This is a genomic window from Crystallibacter permensis (assembly GCF_025960875.1).
GTDB lineage: Bacteria > Actinomycetota > Actinomycetes > Actinomycetales > Micrococcaceae > Crystallibacter > Crystallibacter permensis.
In genome coordinates, this window is record NZ_JAODLR010000005.1 from 70,211 (window position 1) to 89,929 (window position 19,719).

Annotated in this window: 21 protein-coding genes, 1 tRNA gene and 1 riboswitch; of the genes, 10 read left to right on the top strand and 12 right to left on the bottom strand. The window is 64.2% G+C overall.

Annotated features, from left to right (window positions below):
* Positions 1 to 362 precede the first annotated feature (362 nt).
* Positions 363 to 533, top strand: a riboswitch (cyclic di-AMP (ydaO/yuaA leader).
* Positions 534 to 535: 2 nt separating this feature from the next.
* A complete protein-coding gene (locus B0G38_RS07775; protein ID WP_264668908.1) occupies positions 536 to 1,495 on the top strand; it encodes a hypothetical protein in 960 nt (319 codons plus the stop codon).
* Positions 1,496 to 1,605: 110 nt separating this feature from the next.
* On the top strand, positions 1,606 to 1,980 hold the full coding sequence (locus B0G38_RS07780; protein WP_264668909.1) for a hypothetical protein: 375 nt from the start codon (positions 1,606 to 1,608) through the stop codon (positions 1,978 to 1,980).
* A gap of 18 nt (positions 1,981 to 1,998) precedes the next feature.
* Here B0G38_RS07780 and B0G38_RS07785 read toward each other — a convergent pair whose 3' ends face one another.
* The 4 genes from B0G38_RS07785 to B0G38_RS07800 all read right to left on the bottom strand — a co-directional run bounded on the left by B0G38_RS07785 (position 1,999) and on the right by B0G38_RS07800 (position 7,202).
* Positions 1,999 to 2,979 (bottom strand): ribose-phosphate diphosphokinase, encoded by a 981-nt coding sequence (locus B0G38_RS07785; RefSeq protein ID WP_264668910.1) that lies wholly within the window; start codon positions 2,977 to 2,979, stop codon positions 1,999 to 2,001.
* The gene (glmU, locus tag B0G38_RS07790; protein WP_264668911.1) at positions 2,976 to 4,472 is read right to left on the bottom strand and encodes a bifunctional UDP-N-acetylglucosamine diphosphorylase/glucosamine-1-phosphate N-acetyltransferase GlmU; all 1,497 of its coding nucleotides are present in this window, start codon (positions 4,470 to 4,472) and stop codon (positions 2,976 to 2,978) included. Before glmU ends, B0G38_RS07785 begins: the two co-directional genes overlap by 4 nt.
* A gap of 100 nt (positions 4,473 to 4,572) precedes the next feature.
* Positions 4,573 to 4,644 (bottom strand) — tRNA-Gln (locus tag B0G38_RS07795).
* Between the two features lie 176 nt (positions 4,645 to 4,820).
* Positions 4,821 to 7,202, bottom strand: a complete 2,382-nt coding sequence (locus tag B0G38_RS07800; RefSeq protein WP_264668912.1) for an FdhF/YdeP family oxidoreductase — start codon at positions 7,200 to 7,202, stop codon at positions 4,821 to 4,823.
* A 202-nt stretch (positions 7,203 to 7,404) separates the two neighbouring features.
* On the opposite strand from B0G38_RS07800, the gene B0G38_RS07805 reads away from it, so the two are divergent.
* On the top strand, positions 7,405 to 8,073 hold the full coding sequence (locus tag B0G38_RS07805; protein ID WP_264668913.1) for a haloacid dehalogenase type II: 669 nt from the start codon (positions 7,405 to 7,407) through the stop codon (positions 8,071 to 8,073).
* A 78-nt stretch (positions 8,074 to 8,151) separates the two neighbouring features.
* Here the strand turns inward: B0G38_RS07805 and B0G38_RS07810 are convergent, their stop codons facing one another.
* The 3 genes from B0G38_RS07810 to B0G38_RS07820 form a co-directional block, all read right to left on the bottom strand.
* Positions 8,152 to 8,598 (bottom strand): cupin domain-containing protein, encoded by a 447-nt coding sequence (locus B0G38_RS07810; RefSeq protein WP_319801229.1) that lies wholly within the window; start codon positions 8,596 to 8,598, stop codon positions 8,152 to 8,154.
* A gap of 141 nt (positions 8,599 to 8,739) precedes the next feature.
* Positions 8,740 to 9,132, bottom strand: a complete 393-nt coding sequence (locus B0G38_RS07815; protein ID WP_264668914.1) for a nuclear transport factor 2 family protein — start codon at positions 9,130 to 9,132, stop codon at positions 8,740 to 8,742.
* A gap of 170 nt (positions 9,133 to 9,302) precedes the next feature.
* Positions 9,303 to 10,205 (bottom strand): SDR family oxidoreductase, encoded by a 903-nt coding sequence (locus tag B0G38_RS07820; protein WP_264668915.1) that lies wholly within the window; start codon positions 10,203 to 10,205, stop codon positions 9,303 to 9,305.
* 174 nt (positions 10,206 to 10,379) lie between these two features.
* Between B0G38_RS07820 and B0G38_RS07825 the strand changes: the two genes are divergently transcribed.
* Complete coding sequence (locus B0G38_RS07825) at positions 10,380 to 11,342, top strand: AfsR/SARP family transcriptional regulator (RefSeq protein ID WP_264668916.1); 963 nt, start codon at positions 10,380 to 10,382, stop codon at positions 11,340 to 11,342.
* 18 nt (positions 11,343 to 11,360) lie between these two features.
* On the top strand, positions 11,361 to 11,564 hold the full coding sequence (locus tag B0G38_RS07830) for a helix-turn-helix domain-containing protein (RefSeq protein ID WP_264668917.1): 204 nt from the start codon (positions 11,361 to 11,363) through the stop codon (positions 11,562 to 11,564).
* Between the two features lie 21 nt (positions 11,565 to 11,585).
* On the opposite strand, the gene B0G38_RS07835 is transcribed toward B0G38_RS07830, so the two are convergent.
* The 3 genes from B0G38_RS07835 to B0G38_RS07845 all read right to left on the bottom strand — a co-directional run bounded on the left by B0G38_RS07835 (position 11,586) and on the right by B0G38_RS07845 (position 13,120).
* Positions 11,586 to 11,999: a VOC family protein gene (locus B0G38_RS07835; RefSeq protein WP_264668918.1), complete on the bottom strand. Its 414-nt coding sequence runs from the start codon at positions 11,997 to 11,999 to the stop codon at positions 11,586 to 11,588.
* Between the two features lie 53 nt (positions 12,000 to 12,052).
* The gene (locus B0G38_RS07840; protein ID WP_169991003.1) at positions 12,053 to 12,283 is read right to left on the bottom strand and encodes a hypothetical protein; all 231 of its coding nucleotides are present in this window, start codon (positions 12,281 to 12,283) and stop codon (positions 12,053 to 12,055) included.
* 72 nt (positions 12,284 to 12,355) lie between these two features.
* Positions 12,356 to 13,120, bottom strand: a complete 765-nt coding sequence (locus tag B0G38_RS07845; protein WP_264668919.1) for a helix-turn-helix transcriptional regulator — start codon at positions 13,118 to 13,120, stop codon at positions 12,356 to 12,358.
* A 431-nt stretch (positions 13,121 to 13,551) separates the two neighbouring features.
* On the opposite strand from B0G38_RS07845, the gene B0G38_RS07850 reads away from it, so the two are divergent.
* From B0G38_RS07850 to B0G38_RS07865, 4 genes are all read left to right on the top strand, one after another.
* Complete coding sequence (locus B0G38_RS07850) at positions 13,552 to 13,833, top strand: DUF3040 domain-containing protein (RefSeq protein ID WP_264668920.1); 282 nt, start codon at positions 13,552 to 13,554, stop codon at positions 13,831 to 13,833.
* A gap of 166 nt (positions 13,834 to 13,999) precedes the next feature.
* Entirely contained in the window at positions 14,000 to 14,464 is a 465-nt protein-coding gene (locus B0G38_RS07855) for a hypothetical protein (protein ID WP_264668921.1), read from the top strand.
* 159 nt (positions 14,465 to 14,623) lie between these two features.
* The gene (locus B0G38_RS07860) at positions 14,624 to 14,794 is read left to right on the top strand and encodes a hypothetical protein (RefSeq protein ID WP_264668922.1); all 171 of its coding nucleotides are present in this window, start codon (positions 14,624 to 14,626) and stop codon (positions 14,792 to 14,794) included.
* Between the two features lie 266 nt (positions 14,795 to 15,060).
* Positions 15,061 to 16,626, top strand: a complete 1,566-nt coding sequence (locus tag B0G38_RS07865) for an HNH endonuclease signature motif containing protein (protein WP_264668923.1) — start codon at positions 15,061 to 15,063, stop codon at positions 16,624 to 16,626.
* A 99-nt stretch (positions 16,627 to 16,725) separates the two neighbouring features.
* On the opposite strand, the gene B0G38_RS07870 is transcribed toward B0G38_RS07865, so the two are convergent.
* On the bottom strand, positions 16,726 to 17,979 hold the full coding sequence (locus B0G38_RS07870; protein ID WP_264668924.1) for an acyltransferase family protein: 1,254 nt from the start codon (positions 17,977 to 17,979) through the stop codon (positions 16,726 to 16,728).
* Positions 17,980 to 18,026: 47 nt separating this feature from the next.
* On the opposite strand from B0G38_RS07870, the gene B0G38_RS07875 reads away from it, so the two are divergent.
* Positions 18,027 to 18,482: an NUDIX hydrolase gene (locus tag B0G38_RS07875; protein ID WP_264668925.1), complete on the top strand. Its 456-nt coding sequence runs from the start codon at positions 18,027 to 18,029 to the stop codon at positions 18,480 to 18,482.
* Here B0G38_RS07875 and B0G38_RS07880 read toward each other — a convergent pair.
* Positions 18,451 to 19,680, bottom strand: a complete 1,230-nt coding sequence (locus B0G38_RS07880) for a glycosyltransferase family 2 protein (RefSeq protein WP_264668926.1) — start codon at positions 19,678 to 19,680, stop codon at positions 18,451 to 18,453. The genes B0G38_RS07875 and B0G38_RS07880 overlap by 32 nt on opposite strands.
* Positions 19,681 to 19,719 lie beyond the last annotated feature (39 nt).

Here is a 19,719-nt window from a genome sequence, read left to right on the forward strand (position 1 = left end):
TGCCCTGATTCACTTATTCTCCCCCGCTATTGAGATGCTCTCCTGATTACAGCACTGCGCGCAGAACCGAGGAAATCCGGCGCGACTTCACGACGACCTGAAGTGATGGACCTGACCAGAGGCTCTGCCTTGGCCAAGTCCGTTCATCCCATGCCTTGGGGAGGTGGCATGCGCTGGGATAGCTCCTCAGCCTAAAATCCCGCAATTCGTCCGGGCAGAGTTTGGTGAAAAGATTCATCTGGTGGTAGGTGACAACAAACACATGTCACGGGTTTGTAACGGTTCAGTGTGGCCGATACGTTTAATCGCGCCATAGCCCTAGGGAAGGGTTAGGGCCGGGTCCGCACGCCGAGCTCTGCCAGCGTACCTGTCCGTTCAATTTCACTGGCAGAGGTGGAGGAACCAGAAGTGGCGCCAGCGGCGCCTTGGGGTGAAGTGCGGCTTTGTCCGCGGCGTTCTGCTGCGATCCGACCGCGCCGAGATGCTCCGTCTCGAATCCGACAGCTAACTTCGCAGGCGTGTAGAGAGGAATCCCGTGAAGAACTATTCTGCCCGTGGACGCCGGCGCGCCGGCCCCACGGTCTCGTCGCATGGCGTCACCAGTCTCGTCCGCGGCCGTCGCCGTGCCAAGGACCAAGCCCCATCCGCTGTGTCCTTCCGCAGCGTCGGGGCGCTCACCGGCCTGGCCGTAGTTGCCACGGTGGCTGCTGCGGCTGCCCTGCCCTTGGATCAGTCCGGATCCCAGGAAGCTCACGCGGGCCGTCCCCAACTGCAGACATCCGGTAAGACCTGGCCTATTTTCGCGCCGTCCAATGAAGCTGAGCCGACGTTCAGCCGACCGACAACAGACAGCACGGCGGCCGCCCAGCAGGACACGAAGGTCACTCCGAGTGCTGCCACCCAGCCGACTCCGGGAGGGGACGCTACCGAGCTGCCCGCTCCACTGACCACCAAGTTCGCCACCGACCCCACCGGAGAGGCTGCCGCCCCGCTGACCGGTGCCGTCGAAAAGGCAACGGGCGCCGCTAAAGAGAAGGTTGCCGGCGCCACTTCGGCCGCTACGCAGGCAGCTGGAAAGGATACTGCGGCTGCCACGGAGGCTGCCGAAAAGACCACTGCGACAGCCACGGACGCAGCCAAGCCGACGGCCTCACCTACCGCCGACGCGGCCAAGCCGACGGCCTCGCCTACCGCCGACGCAGCGGTACCGACAAGTCCGGCCACGAGCCCTCCGGCCAAGCAGAGTGCACGAGCCGTGCCAGAAGACGCCGAACCCACCAGATCAGGCGTACGCAGCAATTCGGCGGCGCCCGTCGAACCGGCCCCGACCACCGAAGCCGCCGAGCCGGAGGAACGGCCCGCGCCCGAGACTTCGCCTGCTGCTGATAAGCCCACCAGGGATGCAGAGAAGAAGAAGCATCGCCAGGACTCCGACAGGACCGTCGACGATGCAGAGTGGCTCTGGATCCTCCTGGGTGAGGACGAAAGCCGGTAGAACCTGACCCGGCTCTCTCCGGGCTGGAAATGCAAAATAGAGAAGGATGGTGGAACCAGTGTTCCGCCATCCTTCTCTATTTTTTCGAATATCTGTTCTACTATTGATGTATGGACCGGGATGCTGCGGCGGCGATGGCAGCCCGCTACGTCAAGCGTGCCGAGCCGGTATCGCTGACGGCCGAAGAACTGGATCTTGAGCACCACAAGGTGACCCGGGTAGTTCCGGGCGTGCCGGTGTGGGCGTGGATCCGTTTCCCCGGGGCGGCTGAACTGGTGCAGGGCGAGGCGTTCGGCTGGACGTCGCGGGCGGTGCAGGTGACCTGGGAGGACGCCGGCGCCAGGCGGACAACCTGGGTGTGGGCCTCCGCGGTGCAGCGGCGGACCGATCCGGTACGCAAGACATCCTTGGGCGAGAGAACCGCCAAGCACGACGACGCGGCGCCGGCCGGATCTCAGGGAGACCGGCCGACGCCGCGCAGTTAGCCGTGTTAGGACTGAGGCTTAGGCCTTGCCGTCGAAGAGGCTGGTGACGGAGCCGTCCTCAAACACTTCGCTGATGGCACGGGCGATCAGCGGAGCGATGGACAGCACGGTCAGCTGGGAGAAATGCTTGTCCGCGGTGATGGGCAGCGTGTTGGTGACCACCACTTCGCGGGCGCCGGACTCGGCCAGACGGCGGGCCGCCGGATCCGAGAACACGGCGTGGGTGGAGGCGATGATGACGTCCTTGGCTCCGGCGTTCATGAGTACCTGGACGGCGCCGGCGATGGTGCCGCCGGTGTCGATCATGTCGTCGATCAGCACGCATTCGCGGCCTTCAACCTGGCCAACAACGGTCTTGGCCACGGCCTGGTTGGGCACGTTGACGTCGCGCGACTTGTGCACGAAGGCCAGCGGGGCGCCGCCGAGGCGCTCGGCCCACTGCTCGGCCACGCGGACGCGGCCCGTGTCCGGGGAGACCACGGTGACGTTGTCCAGGTCCACTCGGGTGCGGACGTACTCGGCCAGCAGCGGGATGGCCATCAGGTGGTCCACCGGGCCGTCGAAGAAGCCCTGGATCTGGGCGGTGTGCAGGTCCACCGAGATGAGGCGGTCCGCGCCGGCGGTCTTGTACATGTCCGCAACCAGGCGGGCCGAGATCGGCTCGCGGCCGCGGTGCTTCTTGTCCTGCCGGGCGTACGGGTAGAACGGGGCGATCACGGTGATGCGCTTGGCGGAGGCCCGCTTGAGCGTGTCCACCATGATCAGGTGCTCCATGAGCCATTCATTGATCGGGGCCGGGTGTGCCTGGAGCACAAAGACGTCGGTGCCGCGGACGCTTTCCTCGAAACGGACGTAGATCTCGCCGTTCGCGAAGTCGTACGCACTGGTGGGAAGCAGATCGATCTCGAGCTCTTTGGCGATCTCTTTGGCGAGTTCCGGGTGTGCCCTGCCTGAGGCGAGGACCAGCCTCTTTTCGCCCTGGGCCTTAATTCCGGTCATGAATGATCACTTTCTGCATTGGTGGGGGTTTGGGAAGAAGCAGCGGCATCAGCCGCCTTTGCAGCTGCAGTGCCTGCACGGTTCTGCTGGACCCAGCCTTCGATGTTGCGCTGGGCTAAGACGTTCAGTGCCAGCGCGCCGGCCGGAACGTCCTTGCGGAGCACCGCGCCCGCGCCCGAATACGCGCCGTCGCCCACCTGAACGGGTGCAACGAAGACGGTGTTCGATCCGGTGCGGACCTCGGAGCCGATGATCGTACGGTGCTTGGCCACGCCGTCGTAATTGGCGGTGATGTTGCCGCAGCCAATGTTCGAGTTCTCGCCGATCTCGGCATCCCCGGCGTAACCGAGGTGGCTCAGTTTCGAGCCCTTGCCGATGATGACGTTCTTGGTCTCGTAGAAGGCGCCGATCTTGCCCTTCTCCCCCAGCTGCGTGCCCGGGCGCAGGTAGGTGAACGGACCCACCGTCGCCTTCGGGCCGATCCGGCTGTCCGAACCGTGCGTGCGGATGACCTTGGCGCCCTCGCCCACCGTGACGTTTGTCAGGGTGCAATCGGGACCAACGACGGCGTCCGTTGCCACATGCGTGCTGCCGTGCAGTTGGGTGCCGGGCAGCAGCGTGACGTCCGTGCCGAACGTGACGGTGGAGTCGATCCAGGTGGTGGCCGGGTCGACAATGCTCACGCCCGAACGCATGGCGGCCTCGAGCACGCGCTTGTTGTGCTCCGCGCCGAGCTGCGCCAGCTGGACGCGGTCGTTCGCGCCCTCAACCTGCCAGCGGTCGGTGGTGACCACCGCGGCCACCCGGCCCCCGCCGTCGTTAGCCAGGCCGAGCACGTCCGTGAGGTACTTCTCGCCCTGCGCGTTGTCCGTAGTGATCTCCTTGAGCGCATCGCGCAGGACCTTCGCGTCGAACGCGTAGATACCGGAGTTGATCTCGCGGATTTCGCGCTGCGCGTCGCTGGCATCCTTGTGCTCCACGATGCCCTGCACGGTGCCGTCCCCGGTGCGGACAATCCGTCCGTAGCCGGCGGCGTCGTCGAGCACCGCGGTCAGCACGGTCACCGCGTTGCTGTCCTGGGTGTGGGTCCGGACTAGCTCCTGCAGCAGGGCGGTTGTGAGCAACGGAACATCGCCGTAAGTCACCACAACCGTGCCCTCGAGGTCCGCGGGGAGGGCTTCGAGCGCGGCTTCCACTGCGCGGCCGGTGCCGGGAATCTCGTCCTGGTCCACGATCAGCGCATCCGGATCCAGCTCCTGGATGTGGGCTGCAACGCGGTCGCGCTCATGGCGTACGACGGCGGCCAGCACCTTGGGCTCGAGGCCCCGGGCTGCGGCCAGCGCGTGGCCGACCATGGAAATCCCGCCGATTTCGTGGAGGATCTTGGGTTTCTGCGACTTCATCCGGGTGCCCGCGCCTGCGGCGAGAACGATGACTGCGGCCGGCTGGATCACCGGTACTGCGTTGTCTGGACTGTTGTCTTGGGGGCTCACGAAGTGGCACTCCTACCCGGACTGAATCCGTGTCAAAGCTAAGCAAGGGTTAACGCCATGCTACTTGCCGGGACTTGCTCCGTTTACCAGAGGGTCCTCGTTCCGCCCATAGGATTCGAACCTATACTCCACAGCTCCAAAGGCTGGGGTGCTGCCATTACACCAGGGCGGACCGTGCCGGGGGCACAAGAAATCATTTTGCCACGTTTGCCGAGTTCCGCGCGACTTGAGCGCGCCCGGGCCCGAAAACGCGCAGGCGCTACGCGTTTTTCCGATTGACTGTCGGACTTTTTGGCGCGGGAGAATCGCCTTCCCGACTAGGCTGCTGTCTTTAGAGAGTTGTAGGACCTATTGCGCGGTCCCGACCCAGCCAAGCTCGGCCGACGGTTCCTTGGCTCGGGCGTCTTCCTGCTTTCCGCCATCCGGCCCGGCTTCCTCCGGCACTGGTTCCAGCCGGACGATGACCTGCTTGGAGACTGGCGTGTTGCTTACTTCCGCCACGCTGTCCAGGGGCACCAACACGTTCGCCTCCGGATAGTAGGCCGCCGCACACCCTTGGGCAGTGGGGTACGCAACTACCCTGAACTTGCGCAGCACACGCTCCCGGCCGTCGTCGTACTCCCCGTGGACGTCAACCAGCTGGCCGTCGTGGATGCCCAGCAGCACCAGGTCCTGGGGGTTCACGAAGACCACATGGCGGCCCTTCTTGATGCCGCGGTACCTGTCGTTGTAGCCGTAGATAGTGGTGTTGAACTGGTCGTGCGAGCGCAGGGTCTGCAGGATCAGCCGGCCGGGCGGGCAGTCCAGCGCCTCCAGGTCATTGGTGCTGAACATGGCCTTGCCGGTGGGCGTGTTGAAGGTGCGCGAATCCCGCGGGCCGTTGGCCAGCATGAAGCCGCCCTCCTGCCGGATGCGCTGATTGTAGTTCTCGCAGCCGACCACTACGTGGGAAATGTGCTCGCGGATCTTGTCATAGTCTTGCTCGAAGCCGGCCCAGTCCACGTTGACTTTGTCGCCCAGCACCGCGCGCGCCAGCCTGCTGACGATGGCGACCTCGGAGAGCAGGCCCGGCGCCACGGGTTCCACCTTGCCCCAGGACGGGTGCACCGCGCTGACCGTGTCCTCCACGGAGACGAACTGCTCGCCGGTGGCCTGACGGTCGATCTCGGTGCGGCCCATGGTGGGCAGGATCAGGGCTTCCTGGCCGATGACCGTGTGCGAGCGGTTGAGCTTGGTGGAGATCTGGACGATCATCTCCGTGTTCTCCATGGCCTCCTCGGCCGCGGCCGTGTCCGAAATGGCGGCCACCATGTTGCCGCCGAGCGCGATGAAAACCTTGATCCCGCCGTCGCGCATTTTGGCAATGGCCTGGACCGCGTCCACGCCGTGTTCCCGTGGCGGGTTGAAGCCGAATTCGTCCTGAAGTGAGTCAAGGAACGACGGCGGCATCTGTTCCCAGATACCCATGGTCCTGTCCCCCTGCACGTTGCTGTGGCCGCGGATGGGGGACGCGCCGGCGCCGGGCTTGCCGATGTTGCCGCGCAGGAGCAGCAGGTTGATGATCTCCTTGATGGTGGAGACCGCCTTCTTCTGCTGTGTCAGCCCCATGGCCCAGGTGATGATGACCTTGTCCGCCTTGAGGTAGCGGGCCGCGAGCTCGTCGATCTCCTCGGCGCGCAGGCCGGTGGCCTCCAGCACGGCCTGTTCGTCCAGCTTGTCCAGGTGCGCCTTGAGCTCATCGAGCCCCTCGCAGTGGGCCTGGATGAACTCGTGGTCCAGCACCGTGCCGGGATTGGCGGCCTCGGCGTCGAGCACGCGCTTGGAGAGGGCCTGGAGCAAAGCCATGTCCCCGCCGAGCCGGATCTGCAGGAACTGGTCCGCGATCTCGGTGCCGTGGCCGATGATGCCCTTGACCGTCTGCGGGTTCTTGTAGCGGCGCAGGCCGGCCTCGGGCAGCGGGTTGACCGCGACGATCTCGCCGCCGTTCTCCTTGCACTCCTCCAGGGCCGTGAGCATCCGCGGGTGGTTGGTGCCGGGGTTCTGGCCCATGATGATGATCAGGTCGGCTTTACCGAAGTCGTCATACTTCACCGTGGCCTTGCCGATGCCGATGGTCTGGCCCATCGCCCAGCCGGAAGACTCATGGCACATGTTGGAACAGTCCGGGAGGTTGTTGGTGCCGTACGCGCGCACAAACAGCTGGTAGGCGAAGGCAGCCTCGTTGGACGTACGGCCGCTGGTGTAGAAGGCGGCCTCATCCGGTGAAGCCAGTCCGTTAAGCTTGGCGGCAATGATCTTGAACGCGTCATCCCAGCTGACCGGGATGTAATGGTCCGCCCCGGCCGGCTTGTACACCGGCTCGGTCAGGCGGCCCTGCATGCCCAGCCAGTATTCGCTGCGGCCGCGCAGTTCTTCAACCGTGTGCTCGGCCCAGAACTCCGTGGCTATGGTGACCGGTGTGGCCTCCCAGGTGACGGCCTTGGCCCCGTTCTCGCAGTACTCGAAGGGCTTGCGGTGGTCCGGATCCGGCCACGCGCAGCTCATGCAGTCGAACCCGTCCTTCTGGTTCATCGCGAGCAGGGTCTTCCGGCTGCGGTCCACCCCCATGTGCTTCAGCGCCGGCTGCATGGAATGCACGACGCCGGGGATTCCGGCCGCCCAGGATTTGGGCTTCTCCACCTCGAGATCGTTCTCGTCGGCTTCCTCAACCTCAGGATTATTGCGCGTCATTGCCGCACGTCCTTTCTTCACCACAAACGCAGGTCCGATTGATGTGCTCATAGCAGGAGTATTACGAGTACCTTAGGCCTAACAGTTATCCTGCGGGGCCGCAAGCATTTAGCCGATTCCAGCAGGTCTCTAAATTGGCTTGGAGGCCCTCCCGTAGGGTCGTTAGCAGTTCTTAGCAGGTCGTCAGCAGAAAGGGGTTGCCATGAAACCGTCCGTTGTGGTTTTCGACGTCAACGAAACACTCTCCGACCTTTCTGCCCTATCCGCCAAGTTCACGCAGGCGGGAGCTCCGGCTTTTCTGGCGAAGGTGTGGTTTGCGGGGCTGCTGCGCGACGGCTTTGCCCTGGCTGCCGCGGGCAACAACGAGAAGTTCGCCCGGATCGCCGCGGAATCCCTGCGCGGCTTGCTCCAGGACGCTCCGCTGAACCGCGGACTTGACGAGTCCGTGCAGCACATCATGGACGGTTTCTCTGCCCTGTCCCTTCATCCCGATGTGGCCGAGGGCGTCAGCGCTCTCCGCGGCGCCGGCCTGCGCCTGGTTACGCTGAGCAACGGTTCTGCCGACGTGGCGAGGAACCTGCTGGGGTCGGCCGGCCTGCTGGAGCAGTTCGAACACCTGCTCTCCGTGGAGGACGCGCCCGCATGGAAGCCGGCCCGGGCTGCCTACGACTACGCCGCGTGGGTCTGCGAGACGGACCCGGGCCAGATGATCCTGGTGGCCATCCATCCTTGGGACATCCACGGCGCCAAACGGGCCGGCCTGCAGACCGCTTGGCTCAACCGCACCGGCGCCGACTACCCGGGCTACTTCGAAACACCGGACTACACGATCACCAGCCTCGACGAACTGGCCACCACCCTGGAGCGGTAACGGCCTGCGCGAGGAAGCGCGGTGACGTCCTCTACGCCGGCTACTCTCCGGCTAGCTTTGCCGGCGAACTTGCTCCGGTTAGCCTTTCTCCGACAGGGCCGGGGCCGCTGCTTCGTCCAGCTCATACCCCGAGACCGGCACTTCATCCTCCGCTTTGGGCTCCAGCACCTCCCGGGCTGCAGAGCCAGTGTCCGGGCGCTGGTGCAGCCGGTCCGTTTTGGCCACGGTCAGCAGGACAACGGAGTCCTCCGTGGCCCTGACCGAGTACAGCCCCGGCGGAACCACCAGGAGATCGCCATCCCGGCCATCCCAGCGGTCGGTCTGCGTCGCCAAACGGATACGGCCGTTCAGGACCAGGACAGTTGCCTCGCCCGGGTTCAGGTGTTCGTTCAGCTCCTGGCCGGCGGCGAGCGCGATCACGGTCTGGCGCAGAACATGTTCGTGCCCGCCGTACACCGTGTTGGCGCTTCTGCCGCTGGTTACCCGCCGCGCGGTGTCGAGATGACGGCGTCCTATTGCGGTCAAAGAAAACTTCTTCACTTCTGCCTCCCAGACTGCGTGAATCATGCTGTCCGCTTCGGATCCCCGTGGACCGCGGATTCCCACCATCCTAGGCCCTTCCGCACCTTCCTGTGGGATGAGTCACAGGAGCATCGCGCGCGCAGGTCAGCGCCGGGTGGAGTAATGGATGGTCTGCGCCGCGATCCGGCCGTCGCGGACCACAAAACTGTCCACGCCGTCGTGAATTTTCAACTCATCCGTGGAACCGGTCCACACCAGTAAGCCGATCTCCCCGTCCGTCAGCAGTTTGTGGAACTGAAACGACCCGTCCTTGATGTAGCTCTGCAGGACGTCCGCAAGATAACGCACGCCGTCGTGGCCGCGGTTCACTCCCTCAGCCGACAGAAGTACGACGTCGTCCGCATAGTTCTCGCGCAGGTCACCTTCCAGATCCCCCACCGTGCGGCAGTGGAGGTGCGAATTGAGCACCTCCTGGATGGTGCGCGGACTTCCCCTGCTCGCGTCTGATTCCTGCTGTGTCGATCCATGCTGCGTCATGGTCATCCCCTTGCTGCTAGCGTTTTTCGACCCGCGGCTTTCCGGTTTTTAGTCCGCTTGCCCGCGGCCCAATCTGCACCCTCAATGTTCATGTACCCGCCCCGGCCACGATCCAGACATGCCGAAGGCGCCGACATTGGGTCGCAGCGCGCCAGGCAGACAACGAACCGTCAGGGGTGGCGCACGCCCTCGCCGGCGAGCACCGCAGGATAGCCCTCGCGGAATGACGGAAATCTGAACCGGAAACCGGTGGAGATGAGCCGCCTGTTGCTGCAGCGCTTGTCCCCGCCGCGCGCGTTGGTTCCGCCCGGCGCGCTGTTCCCGCCGCTCGGGTTGTTTGTGCCGGGCAACGCCGCCGCCGCCGCACCGACCGGCGGCTCCGCTACGCCCATTTCGCTCGCCAGGAACCGCAGCACCTCACCCAGTTCCGCCGGTTCGGAATCGACCCCCAGGTATATCTGCTCTGGCGTTTCGACGGCCGTGGTCAGGTGCACGACCGCCGCGGCGGCGTCGTCCCGGTGGATGCGGTTGGTCAGCCGGGGCGGGTCCGGAATGACCGCGGTCCCCTGCCGAACCCGGTCGATCAGCCGCGTGCGTCCCGGACCGTAGATGCCGCCCAGTCGCAGCACCACGGCGGACGGCAGCCGGGCATGCAACAACTCCTCCGCCTCGCGCAGGATCCTGCCGGTGGGCGTCGATGGCCGGGCCGGCGTGACTTCGTCGACCTCGCCGCCGTCGTTCTCCCCGTACACCGCGGTGGAAGACACGAACAACACCCGGCGCGGCCGGACGCCGTCGTGCTCCATCGCATCCAGCAGGTTGGCGAGCGCGTCAACGTACGCGCTGCGGTATGCCGCCTCCGTCCGCTCGGCAGCCGCCGTCGCGATGACCACAATTTCCGTGTCGGCCGGGATAGCGGGCAGCGGACCGGTGAGGTCCACGGCGGCACCCTCCAGCTGCGCGGGCAGCTTTTCCGGCGAGCGCCGCCAGCCGATCACGCGGTGGCCGGCCGCGGCAAACCGCAGTCCTGCTTCCGTCCCCAGGTCGCCGCATCCCGCTATCAGCACTGTCATATCCAACTGCCTTTCGTCGCCTCTGCCTCAGAATCCATATTCGGGCAACCCCCAATTTTGGGCGGCCGACATGCCCCAACTGCACCATTGAAACTCAATCGTTACCAGTCATGATGTAGAGAGCATTCGTGGGGAATGCGACGCATTGGGGAATGCGAGATGCAAGGGGGATGTGTGGAGCAATTAACCGCAGGGCACGCCACGCCCATTTCTGTACAGATGATCGGCAACCTTGAAGTCCGACGGGGCAAAACCGTCCTGACGTCGGCCACTCTCGGCAGCCCGAAGGCCAGGCAGATCTTTGAAATTCTGCTGCTGAGACTCGGCTCGCCCGTTTCCAAAGGCGAGCTCATCGAATTACTCTGGGGCAGCAAACCTCCGGGCAAAGCACAGGCCACGCTGGAAAGCTACGTCAGCCTGCTGCGGCGCAGTCTGCAGCCCGGCGATGCCAAGACCGGCCCGCTGCGGACCGCAACCGGCAGCTATGTCCTCGACCCGGACCTGGTGGAGGTGGATCTGGTCCGGTTCAACCAGTTGGTAGCCAAGGCCGACGAAAGCTCGCCAGCGGAGGCCTATCCCCTGCTGGCACAGGCACTGAAGCTGGCGTCGGCGCCGCTGCTCGGGGACGAGCTGGCAACCGAATGGGCCGACGAGGCTCGTGTCCACCACGCGTCCCTGGTGACGTCGGTGCAGATCCGGGCGGCCGAAACCGCTGAGTATCTGGGACGCACGCAGGATGCGCTGCACTGGGCCGAGCGGGCTGTGGCGTCGGAGCCGCTGAACGAACGTGCGTGGTCCACGCTGGTCGCCACGCTGGAGTCTGCCGGCCGCTATGCCGAGGGCCTCCAGGCCTACGACAGGTGCCGGCGCCTGCTGGACCGGGAGCTGGGCTGCACGCCGGGGCCAACCCTGCGCGCCGCCCACGCGCGGCTGCTGCAGAAAACCGTAGAGGACGACGGCGAACTCACCGAAGTCCTCGAAGCCCTGCTCTACCTGAACGACCGCATGCGCTCCCAGCCGACGCACCAAAACACGCGGGCCGTCACCAAACGCGCGCAGGGGTCGTCGTCGTCGTACACAAATACTGCAGGCCGCGTCATCAGCGCCTTCCTCAACAAGGCGTTGACCGTCGGCTGACACTAGGAGGGGATCCAGATGGATAACCAGATCGACAGCAACACGACATATCTGTCCGTCGCCCAGGTCGCCGGGCACCTGAGCGTCTCGAAAATGACCATCTACCGGCTGGTCCACACCGGCAAGCTGCCGGCCGTCCGGATCGGCCAAAGCTACCGGGTCAGCGAAGACGCGGTGGCGAAGTATCTGGAAAACGGAACGGTGCGGTCCGGGGGCACCTAGAACGGCAGCAGAGCCGTAACTTCACAGGTAGAGGCGCAGGTCCAGGACGGAACGAGGCATTTGCTCGGGATCGGGGTAAGCGATGACGACCCGGATGCCATCCGGGTCCCGGGCCTCAACAAATGTCACGCCGCCTGTTGAATGTTTGTAGGTGTGATCGGTCCTGTCTTTCAGCACCTGCTCGAAATGCTCGAGCCCCTCCATGGTGTCGGTCGCCCACATCAGCAGATGGGGCCCGACGCCGGTGGGATAGTGTGCGGCTCCCGAGCCTTGCGCAATCAGATAGACCTGGAATCCCCCGGGGTCCAGCAGAAGGGCGGCCCCTTCCTCCCTAATGGCCTGCTCGCAGCCGAACACGTCACAGTAGAAGTTCACTGACCGCTCGAGTTGGGACACGAACAGCACTGATGAAACAACCTTCGCCGAGTACTTCATGGGGCCTTCCTTGAGCGGCCGGTACTGCTTGGTCGGGTCCAACCTGCCCTGTGTCAGGCGGGTCTGAAGTTTCCGCTCCACCTCTCGTCATCGGGAATCGGGGAACCGAATACTTTCGTGGTGCGGCGCAGATCGTCCGCGGCGAGGTCCCGCAGCCTGCCTAATTCGTCCAGCCGCTCTTGGGGAATCTCGTGTCGTTTGAACTGCTCCTGCGCGTGCTTGAACTGCTTTTCGGCCTCTTTAAGGTTGGCTTGGGCCTGCAAAACCGGGTCGGTGGTATCCATGGCCCCATGATCCCAGTCCCGGCCCGAAGGCAGAAGGGTACGAGGTCCCCCTATAACGATGCCCGGGAACGCCTATGCCCCGGCGTGGCCGGATCGGCGGCCGGGCTTGGACGACGGCTTGGGCTTGGACGACGGCTTGGGCTTGCACGAAGGCTCTGTGGGATCCGCCTGTTGCTCCATATCCTCAGGACTTTCCCGCGGGAGGCCCAACCGCAGGATGCAGGCACCGGGTTCGGCGAAAGGAATCAGTTGGGCTTGGTCAGGTTCCTCCCCCAGCTGGGCGAGCAAGCCGCGCACCATGCCCAGGTGCACCGAGCAGACAACGTGCGGGGTCTGGCGGGCAGCCTGCAGTAGTGGACAACGGGTCAGCCTAACCGCGCTCCATGAAGCATCGACGTCAACTCCGAATCCGACAGATTCCAGTAGCGCCACCGTCCGCCGGCGCGCTGACAGACCATCCGTCCCGTCCATCGGGTGATCGGTCCCGGAAGAAGGCCTATCGCGTTCCAACTGCCTGGCCCACAATTCACCGACACTGATCCCCTCCGCCCGTGGTTGAGTACTGCTATTTGCAATATGCGAGGCGAGAATCGTCGCAAGCGCGGCGTAGGCTGTGGCCTGTGATTCCTCCGGGACCGCCTGGTACAGCCGTGCTGGTCTTCCCCGGCTGCCCCGGGCTGCCGTCATCCGCCGGGCCAGCCCGGCTTCGACCAACGCCTCTAGATGTTCGCGGATCGTATTCTGGTGCTGGCCGGTGTCGGTCGACAGTTTCTCCACGGTGCAGGCCTCGGGCTGGTCGCGCAGCCGCTGCAGCAGAGCCGCGCGCGCCGAAGACATGGGTGCATTCGTTCCTGAGCTGGCCGGAAGCGGGCCGAGCGGGGTGTGGTTCTGGTCATTTTCCACGGACTTCATTGTAATAAATATGGGCGCTCAGTGCCACCATTTCGACCGCCCCAGCGCTTATTTCTCAGTCGTGCAAGCTAGTCGGACGAGCAGCGCCTTGCCCAGAAAGTCTCGTGCCCTCCTACGGGCAGAAAGCCGCGGTCTATTTTTACGGAATTTACTGTAGTAAAGTCTGCTCCAACACACTTCTCTTGACGCTGAAATCCCCGAAGGCAGAGGCGGAACCCGCAGCCTTCGTCGGCAATCCCCCTTTGCTACGGCGGGAAACCCGAACACCTAAAGACGCTTTAGCCGAGCCGCCCGCCAGAACTCCTGCCGGGAGACTGCCCGGAGCTACTGCTCCCGCCGCAGAAAGGGAGATTCTGATGCCCCTGTCGAATGAGGAACGGAAGCAGTTCGAAGAACTGGAACGAGAGTTAAGCGCCGAGGATCCCAAGCTGGCCCGAAAGCTGCTCTCAGGTTGGTCAAGCCCTTCGCGCATGTTCCCCCTACCGGCCGGAATCCTCATCATGATTGCCGGATTCCTGCTACTGATCTTCGGTATCTCCCATCAACCTGCGCTCATCGGAGTCATCGGTTTTGTCCTGATGGGCGCCGGCGCGTACTGGTCCATTAACTTGCGGGACCCCGGCGGCCGCTTAAGGTAGCGGCCAACCGAGGACATACGCCCACGTACCCGCCGCGGCCACCCCGCCCCGGCTGGCCGCGGCATCCCCCGGGTGCCGTCCCGATGGCTCGAATAAAACATCGGGACTCCAAGAACTCAAGCGCATCCGGGTTGCACCAACCATCGTCAGATCGAAGGAGATTATCGTGGCTGCCACCTCTATTCCCATCCCCGCCGGTAGCGGGATCAGCCAGACCTTTCAGCGGGCCAAGGCAGAACCGGCCTATGGGGCGTTTTTGACACTCTGGGTTGGCTTCATTGTCCTTCCGATTGTTTTCGGTGTGGATAAATTCGCCAACGTCCTGACCAACTGGGAGGCTTATTTGGCCCCTTGGTTAGTAGATGTGCTGCCTTTCAGCAGCCATACCGCAATGATTATCATCGGCATCGTCGAGATTGTTGCCGGCATAATGATTGCAATCAAACCACGCTATGCGGCCTATGTCGTGGCCCTGTGGCTCGCGGGCATCATCATTAATCTGCTGACGTACTCCGGTTTCTACGACGTCGCCCTGCGTGACTTTGGCCTGCTCGTCGCCGCACTGGCGCTGGCACAGCTGGCGCGTACGTACGACACAGGCAAGGGCAGGCGAGGCCGGGCGAAGCCCTGAGCAGCCGTGCCAGTATCGGCTTGACTGCTCGCCTTCTAAGCTCAGTGAAACCCGTCTTGCCCTGCCGATCCGGCAGAAACTGGTTTCTGTTCCCCGCGCCTGCAGGGAACAGAAACAGAAAGTTCCCATCGGTTCATGAGTATCTGGAAGGTGACGGAAATGGAAAAAGACAAGTATTCGAGCCAGGAGCTCAGGATCCACAGCGAGGCTCCCGCGGAAGGAGACGCAGCATTCGATCCAAGCGACGAACGGATGCATGCGGAGGAACCAGCTGAAGGACCTGCCGACCTCGACGACCTTGGGCTGCATTCAAACGTAGGGCTCCATTGAGCGTCACCGGCAGCCGCAGTCATCGGCATCGATCCGACCGAGAATGAAGCCCGGTCACAAGAACACTCATGGACAAGCTGACGCGCAGGAGGAGGAAGGAAACGACCTCCGGCTGCATGGTTTGGTGGCGGGGAAGGACGCTTCTTCGCCCTACCGGGTGTTGCATGTCCCTCGGGTAGACGGCACTCCCCCTCCACAGTCCGAACTTGTCCACATACGCCCGAAGAACCATCCTCCTCGAACAGGCGTTCTAATAGCCTTGGGGTATGGCCATTGGAATGCTGGAGGAAACGGACGGAGCGGGCAGCTCCCTCGCCGCCCTGCGCTCCGAAGTCCTCCGGATAGCCGATGAGTTCGTCCACGATTCCCTGTTGATGTCCCGTCGGGATCTCGCTGACAATGTTGCCTGCACCGAAGAACTTGCCAAGGCCATCGAATTTCTGCAACTGGTCGCTGCCCGAGCAGTGGAAGACCAGAACGTTGCTGCACTTGGTGAGTCCCGCAGCAGCCTTGGCTGGTCGGAACCTCCCGCACCTGCGGACACGTCCGCTCCCGTTGCCGCTACATTGGACACAACGTCCGCCACAGAAACTGGGACCGGTCGGACGAAGCCGCGCCCCGAGTTCAAAGACGCAGCCGACTATCTTCGGGGCCGGCTGGGCATCAGCCGGACGGAGGCGCGCCGCCGGCTCCGGGTTGCGGCGGACATTCTGCCGCGGCGCCAGCTCAATGGCGAGCTGGGAGCAGCGAAACTGGAACATCTCGGCGAAGCGCTGGCTGAGGGAGCCATCAGCGGCAAAGCCGCCACCATGATCCGGGATGCGGTAGACCGCGTCGGCCCGGTAGCGGCCCCCGAAGCCCTGATCGCCATGGAGGAGAACCTCACCCGCCAGGCCCAGGAAACCAATGTAGACGTGCTGTTTACCCTCGTGGCCACGTGGGAAGCAGCACTTGATCAGGACGGGGCCGAGCCGTCCCCCGAACTGCTCAAGGCTCGACAAGGCGTCTTCTACAAGGGCAAGCGAAACGGTCTCCACAAACTCGAAATCGCGGCCACCGACGAACAGCATGAGTACATCGCCACGGTCATGAACGTGGCCACCAACCCGCGCATTGCCGCAAACCGCGCAGCTTCGGAATCGGGTGCCTCCTCCGAAAACCCTGCGACTATCGGTGCCGAGCCGGAGAACGGACAGGACAGCGGCCAGGCGTGGGAGGATCCGCGCACCAGAGAGCAGCAGCTGCTTGACGGGCTCGTCGCGGGCTGCAAACTGGCACTGGCAACGGACGAGCTGCCGGACACCGGCGGGCATCGTCCCCAAGTCATGGTCACTATCGGATACCAGGAACTGTGCGGCGAAATCGCGGGAAGCGGCCATGCCGTGTTCGGCGGGCTGGTCACTCCCAAGACTGCCCGGCGGATCGCCTGCGACGCAGACATTATCCCGGTGGTGCTCGGCTCGCAGGGCGAAATTCTCGACGTCGGCCGGAAGCATCGGTTCTTCAACCGCGCGATGCGCCGTGCACTTGTCGCAAGGGACAAAGGCTGTGCCTTTCCGGACTGCTGCATACCCGCTGTCTGGGCCGAAGCCCACCACATCAAGCCCTGGTGGGACGGCGGCCTTACGGAGGTCGTTAACGGGACCTTGCTTTGTTCGTTTCACCACGCCCTTATGGACAACGGGAACTGGGAAATCGAGGTCCGGCAGGGCATCCCCTGGTTCATCCCGCCGGCATATCTCGACCCGGAACGAAGAGCGCGCCGAAACCTGTACTGGCATGCGGGAATCCCCGAGGCGCTATCCGCCGGCCAGGCCGCCGCAAGCACCTGACGCTTCCCCTGACTATGTCTGGACATGTGCATGGCCTGGACTACCTTCCGCGTTCCCCGTCGCCAATCCTCATCCACTATTGCGCGGGGTTGGTCGCGTTCACGGCGTCTTTGTCGCTTTCCCTGACGAACCCTTCCCCTGCGCTGCGGTGGGCCATAGCCGCGGCCGGCGCTTGGCTGCCACATCTTCGATCCAGCCGATGGCGAGGAAAACCAGTCCCAGCAACGGCCAGACGACGATGAACTGCAGCAGTTCGCTCTCCAAGAGCCACGGCAGGTTCTCTTCGAGTACCGGAAAGTTCCAGAGCAGGTCGATTAGTGGGACCGATGCGATCAGTACGAGGTTGTGCCATAGGTACACCGTGATGGCGCGGTTGTTGATCAGCGCGATGAGTTTGTCCAGGAACCGCAAAGATCGCGGCAGCACGGACCAGGAGGGCGAGATGCGCAGCAGCAACGCGCAGACGCCGAAGGACCATAAGGCCTGCCCCAGCGGGTTGGCCCCCAGGTCCCAGCCAAACTCTTCAAGGTGCGACCAAACCCAGAACAGCCCTAGGCTCATGAACGCCAGCGCCGCGACCAGGACAATATGGAACGGCACGCGGCGAAGGAGCCCGTCATGATAGGCAAAGCCAAGGAGCCAGCAGGCTCCGTAGGTGGCGAAGTCAGTGGCGGGGCTGTCCGCGGCACCGGGAATCACGACGATCTCCAGACCCAGTACCGTGACGAGTCCAAGCGGTGCCATCAGGGTGACCCACGGCAGCTTCCTGAACGCCTTGAGCAGGAGCGGCGACAGCAGGACAAACCAGAAATAGGCCCGGATGTACCAGAGGATATCGGCCGACTCCATCCCCCATGAGGTCTCGGTCAGGCCCGCATCGGAACCGATACTTTCGGGGAACGGCGGGTCGCCAATCGGGACAAACCAGAGCAGGATCCTGAGCCACCAGCCACCGGCGTCTCCTTGCTCCGGCCGCCAGCCCTGAACAAGCAGGACCGCTACCACGGTCAGGCTGTAGGCCCATAAGGGCAGCAGCAGCCGTCGGGTGCGGCTCTTCAGGACGGCAGTAGCCGGGCGCTGAAGGGAACGGGCCATCAGCGAGCCTGCGAGCGCGAACATCACGCCCATGGATGGGAAGACCACGCTCAGCCAGACCGCTTGGAAAAAGGTGTGAAAAGCCACGATACGGACCAGGGCGATCGCGCGAAGCAGGTCAAGGTAGCGGTCGCGGCCGCTGGAAGCAGCGCTGGGACTCGGACGTTCCAGAGCAGGAGTGTGCGGTATTGACGCGTCCAACGCTGTCGGGACGGGTTCCGGTGTGCCCGGAGCGGGTGCCCGGGGTTCGGCTGTCATGGCCTGCTCCGCGGCCTAGGGGCAGGCAGCGGCGATACGATTTGCAGGTGCCTACCGTACTGACGCTTTCTGCCCTGGTTATCCGTGACGCCGCCGGCCGGCTGTTGCTGGTCCGCAAGCGCGGCACTGCCAAATTCATGCAGCCGGGCGGCAAGCTGGAGCCGGGCGAGAGCTTCGCGGCGGCGGCCGTCCGGGAACTCCACGAGGAGCTGGGCATCCGGGTGGCCGAAAGGGAACTGACCGACATGGGCCGCTGGTATGGGGCTGCGGCCAATGAACCGGACACCTTTATCGACGCCGGCATCTTCAGCTGCGAGACAACCCAGCCCCCGCTGGCGGCAGCCGAGATCGAAGAAGTTCTTTGGCTGCACCCCGATGAAGCGAAGGCACGCAACGACCTGGCTCCGCTGTTGACCGACCATATCCTCCCGCTCCTGGCCGAGGCGGCGGTCTGGTCCGCACATGGCGGTTCTAACTCGGCTGCAGGCGGCGCGCAGGACTGACCCACACGCCGCTGGTTTTCCGGGTCCAGGCCTGGACGGCGGTAACCAGGCAAACCGTGGCATCGACCAGGCGCACCAGCGGGAAGACCAGTCCAAGCAGAAGCAGGCCGGGCCGCCGCAGCACGCAGGCGGTGATCACGGTCAGCAGGTAGTCCGGCAGGAGAATGCCCAGCAGGACATCCTGTGGCCGCAGGATCACCACGTCCAGCAGGGCACCTGCCAGCAGCGCCGGAATGACCAGGACCAGAACGACGCTGGCGGTGATCAGTTCCACGATGTGCAGCAGCAGGGCGGCCCAAAAACGGCCGAGGTGCAGGCCGTGGCGGCGTACGGTCTGCCAGAAGCCGAGGCTCCAGCGCCGGATTTGGCGGACGTAGTCATGGAAGTTGTCCGGGTCCTGGGTGTAGGCGATTGCCGCGGAGGGGTGGAAATCGATGCGGCCGAGCTTCTTCGCGTGGATCTCGAACGTCATGTTGAAGTCCTCGATCAGCAGTCCGGGGGCATCGACGTCGATATCGGCCAGGACGCTGGTCCGGTACATGCTGGCGAAGCCGGGCACAATGGCGACCACGTTCGCGGGCCTGGCCGCTTGGCCGTACTTCAGCAGCAGTTGGACGATGGTGTAGAGCCGTTCCCGGTAGGCCAGGAGGATCCTGCCGACCGGATCTTGCTTCCCTCGGTCGGGCAGGGACCGTGCCCGACCGGCAACGGCCACTACCTCCGGATCGTTGAAGAGTGGCAGGCCCGTTGCCAGGTAGTCCGGGGCCAGGCGCGTGTCGGCGTCGAGCAGAAGCACGGCTTTGTAGTTGTTGGCTAGATCGTAGTACTCCATGCCCGCAGCCAAAGCTCCCGCCTTGCCCCGGTTCGGGTTCAGCTCCAGAACGTTCACCCCCGCGTGTCCGGCGATCTGCGCCGTCGCGTCGCTTGACCCATCGGAGATCACGTGGATGTTCCGTGCCGGCACCAGGGCGGCGGCGGTAGCGATGGTGTCCTTGATGACGAGTTCTTCGTTGTGGGCGGCGATCAGCACCGCAACTTCTGCCGGCCGGACCGCAGGATCAACCTTGACGGCCAACTGCCGTGGTTTGGTCCTGTTCTGCCACTCCCCCACCAGCCGCAGCAGTCCGATACTGCTCCAGAATGGTGTGCTGATGCCCAGTACCAGCAGGCAGATCAGCAGTATTGTCCACGGTTCCATCTCTCCCCCTCATCTCGTTTCCAGCCCTGCCGGTGCGGG

Bases quoted from the DNA above. Each gene is read 5' to 3' on its own strand.
- B0G38_RS07820 (WP_264668915.1), bottom strand. From the start codon at position 10,205: ATGACAGTGCTGATAGCGGGATGCGGCGACCTGGGGACGGAAGCAGGA.
- B0G38_RS07880 (WP_264668926.1), bottom strand. From the start codon at position 19,680: ATGGAACCGTGGACAATACTGCTGATCTGCCTGCTGGTACTGGGCATC.
- B0G38_RS07870 (WP_264668924.1), bottom strand. From the start codon at position 17,979: ATGACAGCCGAACCCCGGGCACCCGCTCCGGGCACACCGGAACCCGTC.
- B0G38_RS07865 (WP_264668923.1), top strand. From the start codon at position 15,061: ATGGCCATTGGAATGCTGGAGGAAACGGACGGAGCGGGCAGCTCCCTC.
- B0G38_RS07805 (WP_264668913.1), top strand. From the start codon at position 7,405: ATGAAACCGTCCGTTGTGGTTTTCGACGTCAACGAAACACTCTCCGAC.
- B0G38_RS07815 (WP_264668914.1), bottom strand. From the start codon at position 9,132: ATGACGCAGCATGGATCGACACAGCAGGAATCAGACGCGAGCAGGGGA.
- B0G38_RS07780 (WP_264668909.1), top strand. From the start codon at position 1,606: ATGGACCGGGATGCTGCGGCGGCGATGGCAGCCCGCTACGTCAAGCGT.
- B0G38_RS07860 (WP_264668922.1), top strand. From the start codon at position 14,624: ATGGAAAAAGACAAGTATTCGAGCCAGGAGCTCAGGATCCACAGCGAG.
- B0G38_RS07850 (WP_264668920.1), top strand. From the start codon at position 13,552: ATGCCCCTGTCGAATGAGGAACGGAAGCAGTTCGAAGAACTGGAACGA.
- B0G38_RS07840 (WP_169991003.1), bottom strand. From the start codon at position 12,283: ATGGATACCACCGACCCGGTTTTGCAGGCCCAAGCCAACCTTAAAGAG.
- B0G38_RS07835 (WP_264668918.1), bottom strand. From the start codon at position 11,999: ATGAAGTACTCGGCGAAGGTTGTTTCATCAGTGCTGTTCGTGTCCCAA.
- B0G38_RS07845 (WP_264668919.1), bottom strand. From the start codon at position 13,120: ATGTCTTCGGCGCGCGCGGCTCTGCTGCAGCGGCTGCGCGACCAGCCC.
- B0G38_RS07800 (WP_264668912.1), bottom strand. From the start codon at position 7,202: ATGACGCGCAATAATCCTGAGGTTGAGGAAGCCGACGAGAACGATCTC.
- B0G38_RS07830 (WP_264668917.1), top strand. From the start codon at position 11,361: ATGGATAACCAGATCGACAGCAACACGACATATCTGTCCGTCGCCCAG.
- B0G38_RS07785 (WP_264668910.1), bottom strand. From the start codon at position 2,979: ATGACCGGAATTAAGGCCCAGGGCGAAAAGAGGCTGGTCCTCGCCTCA.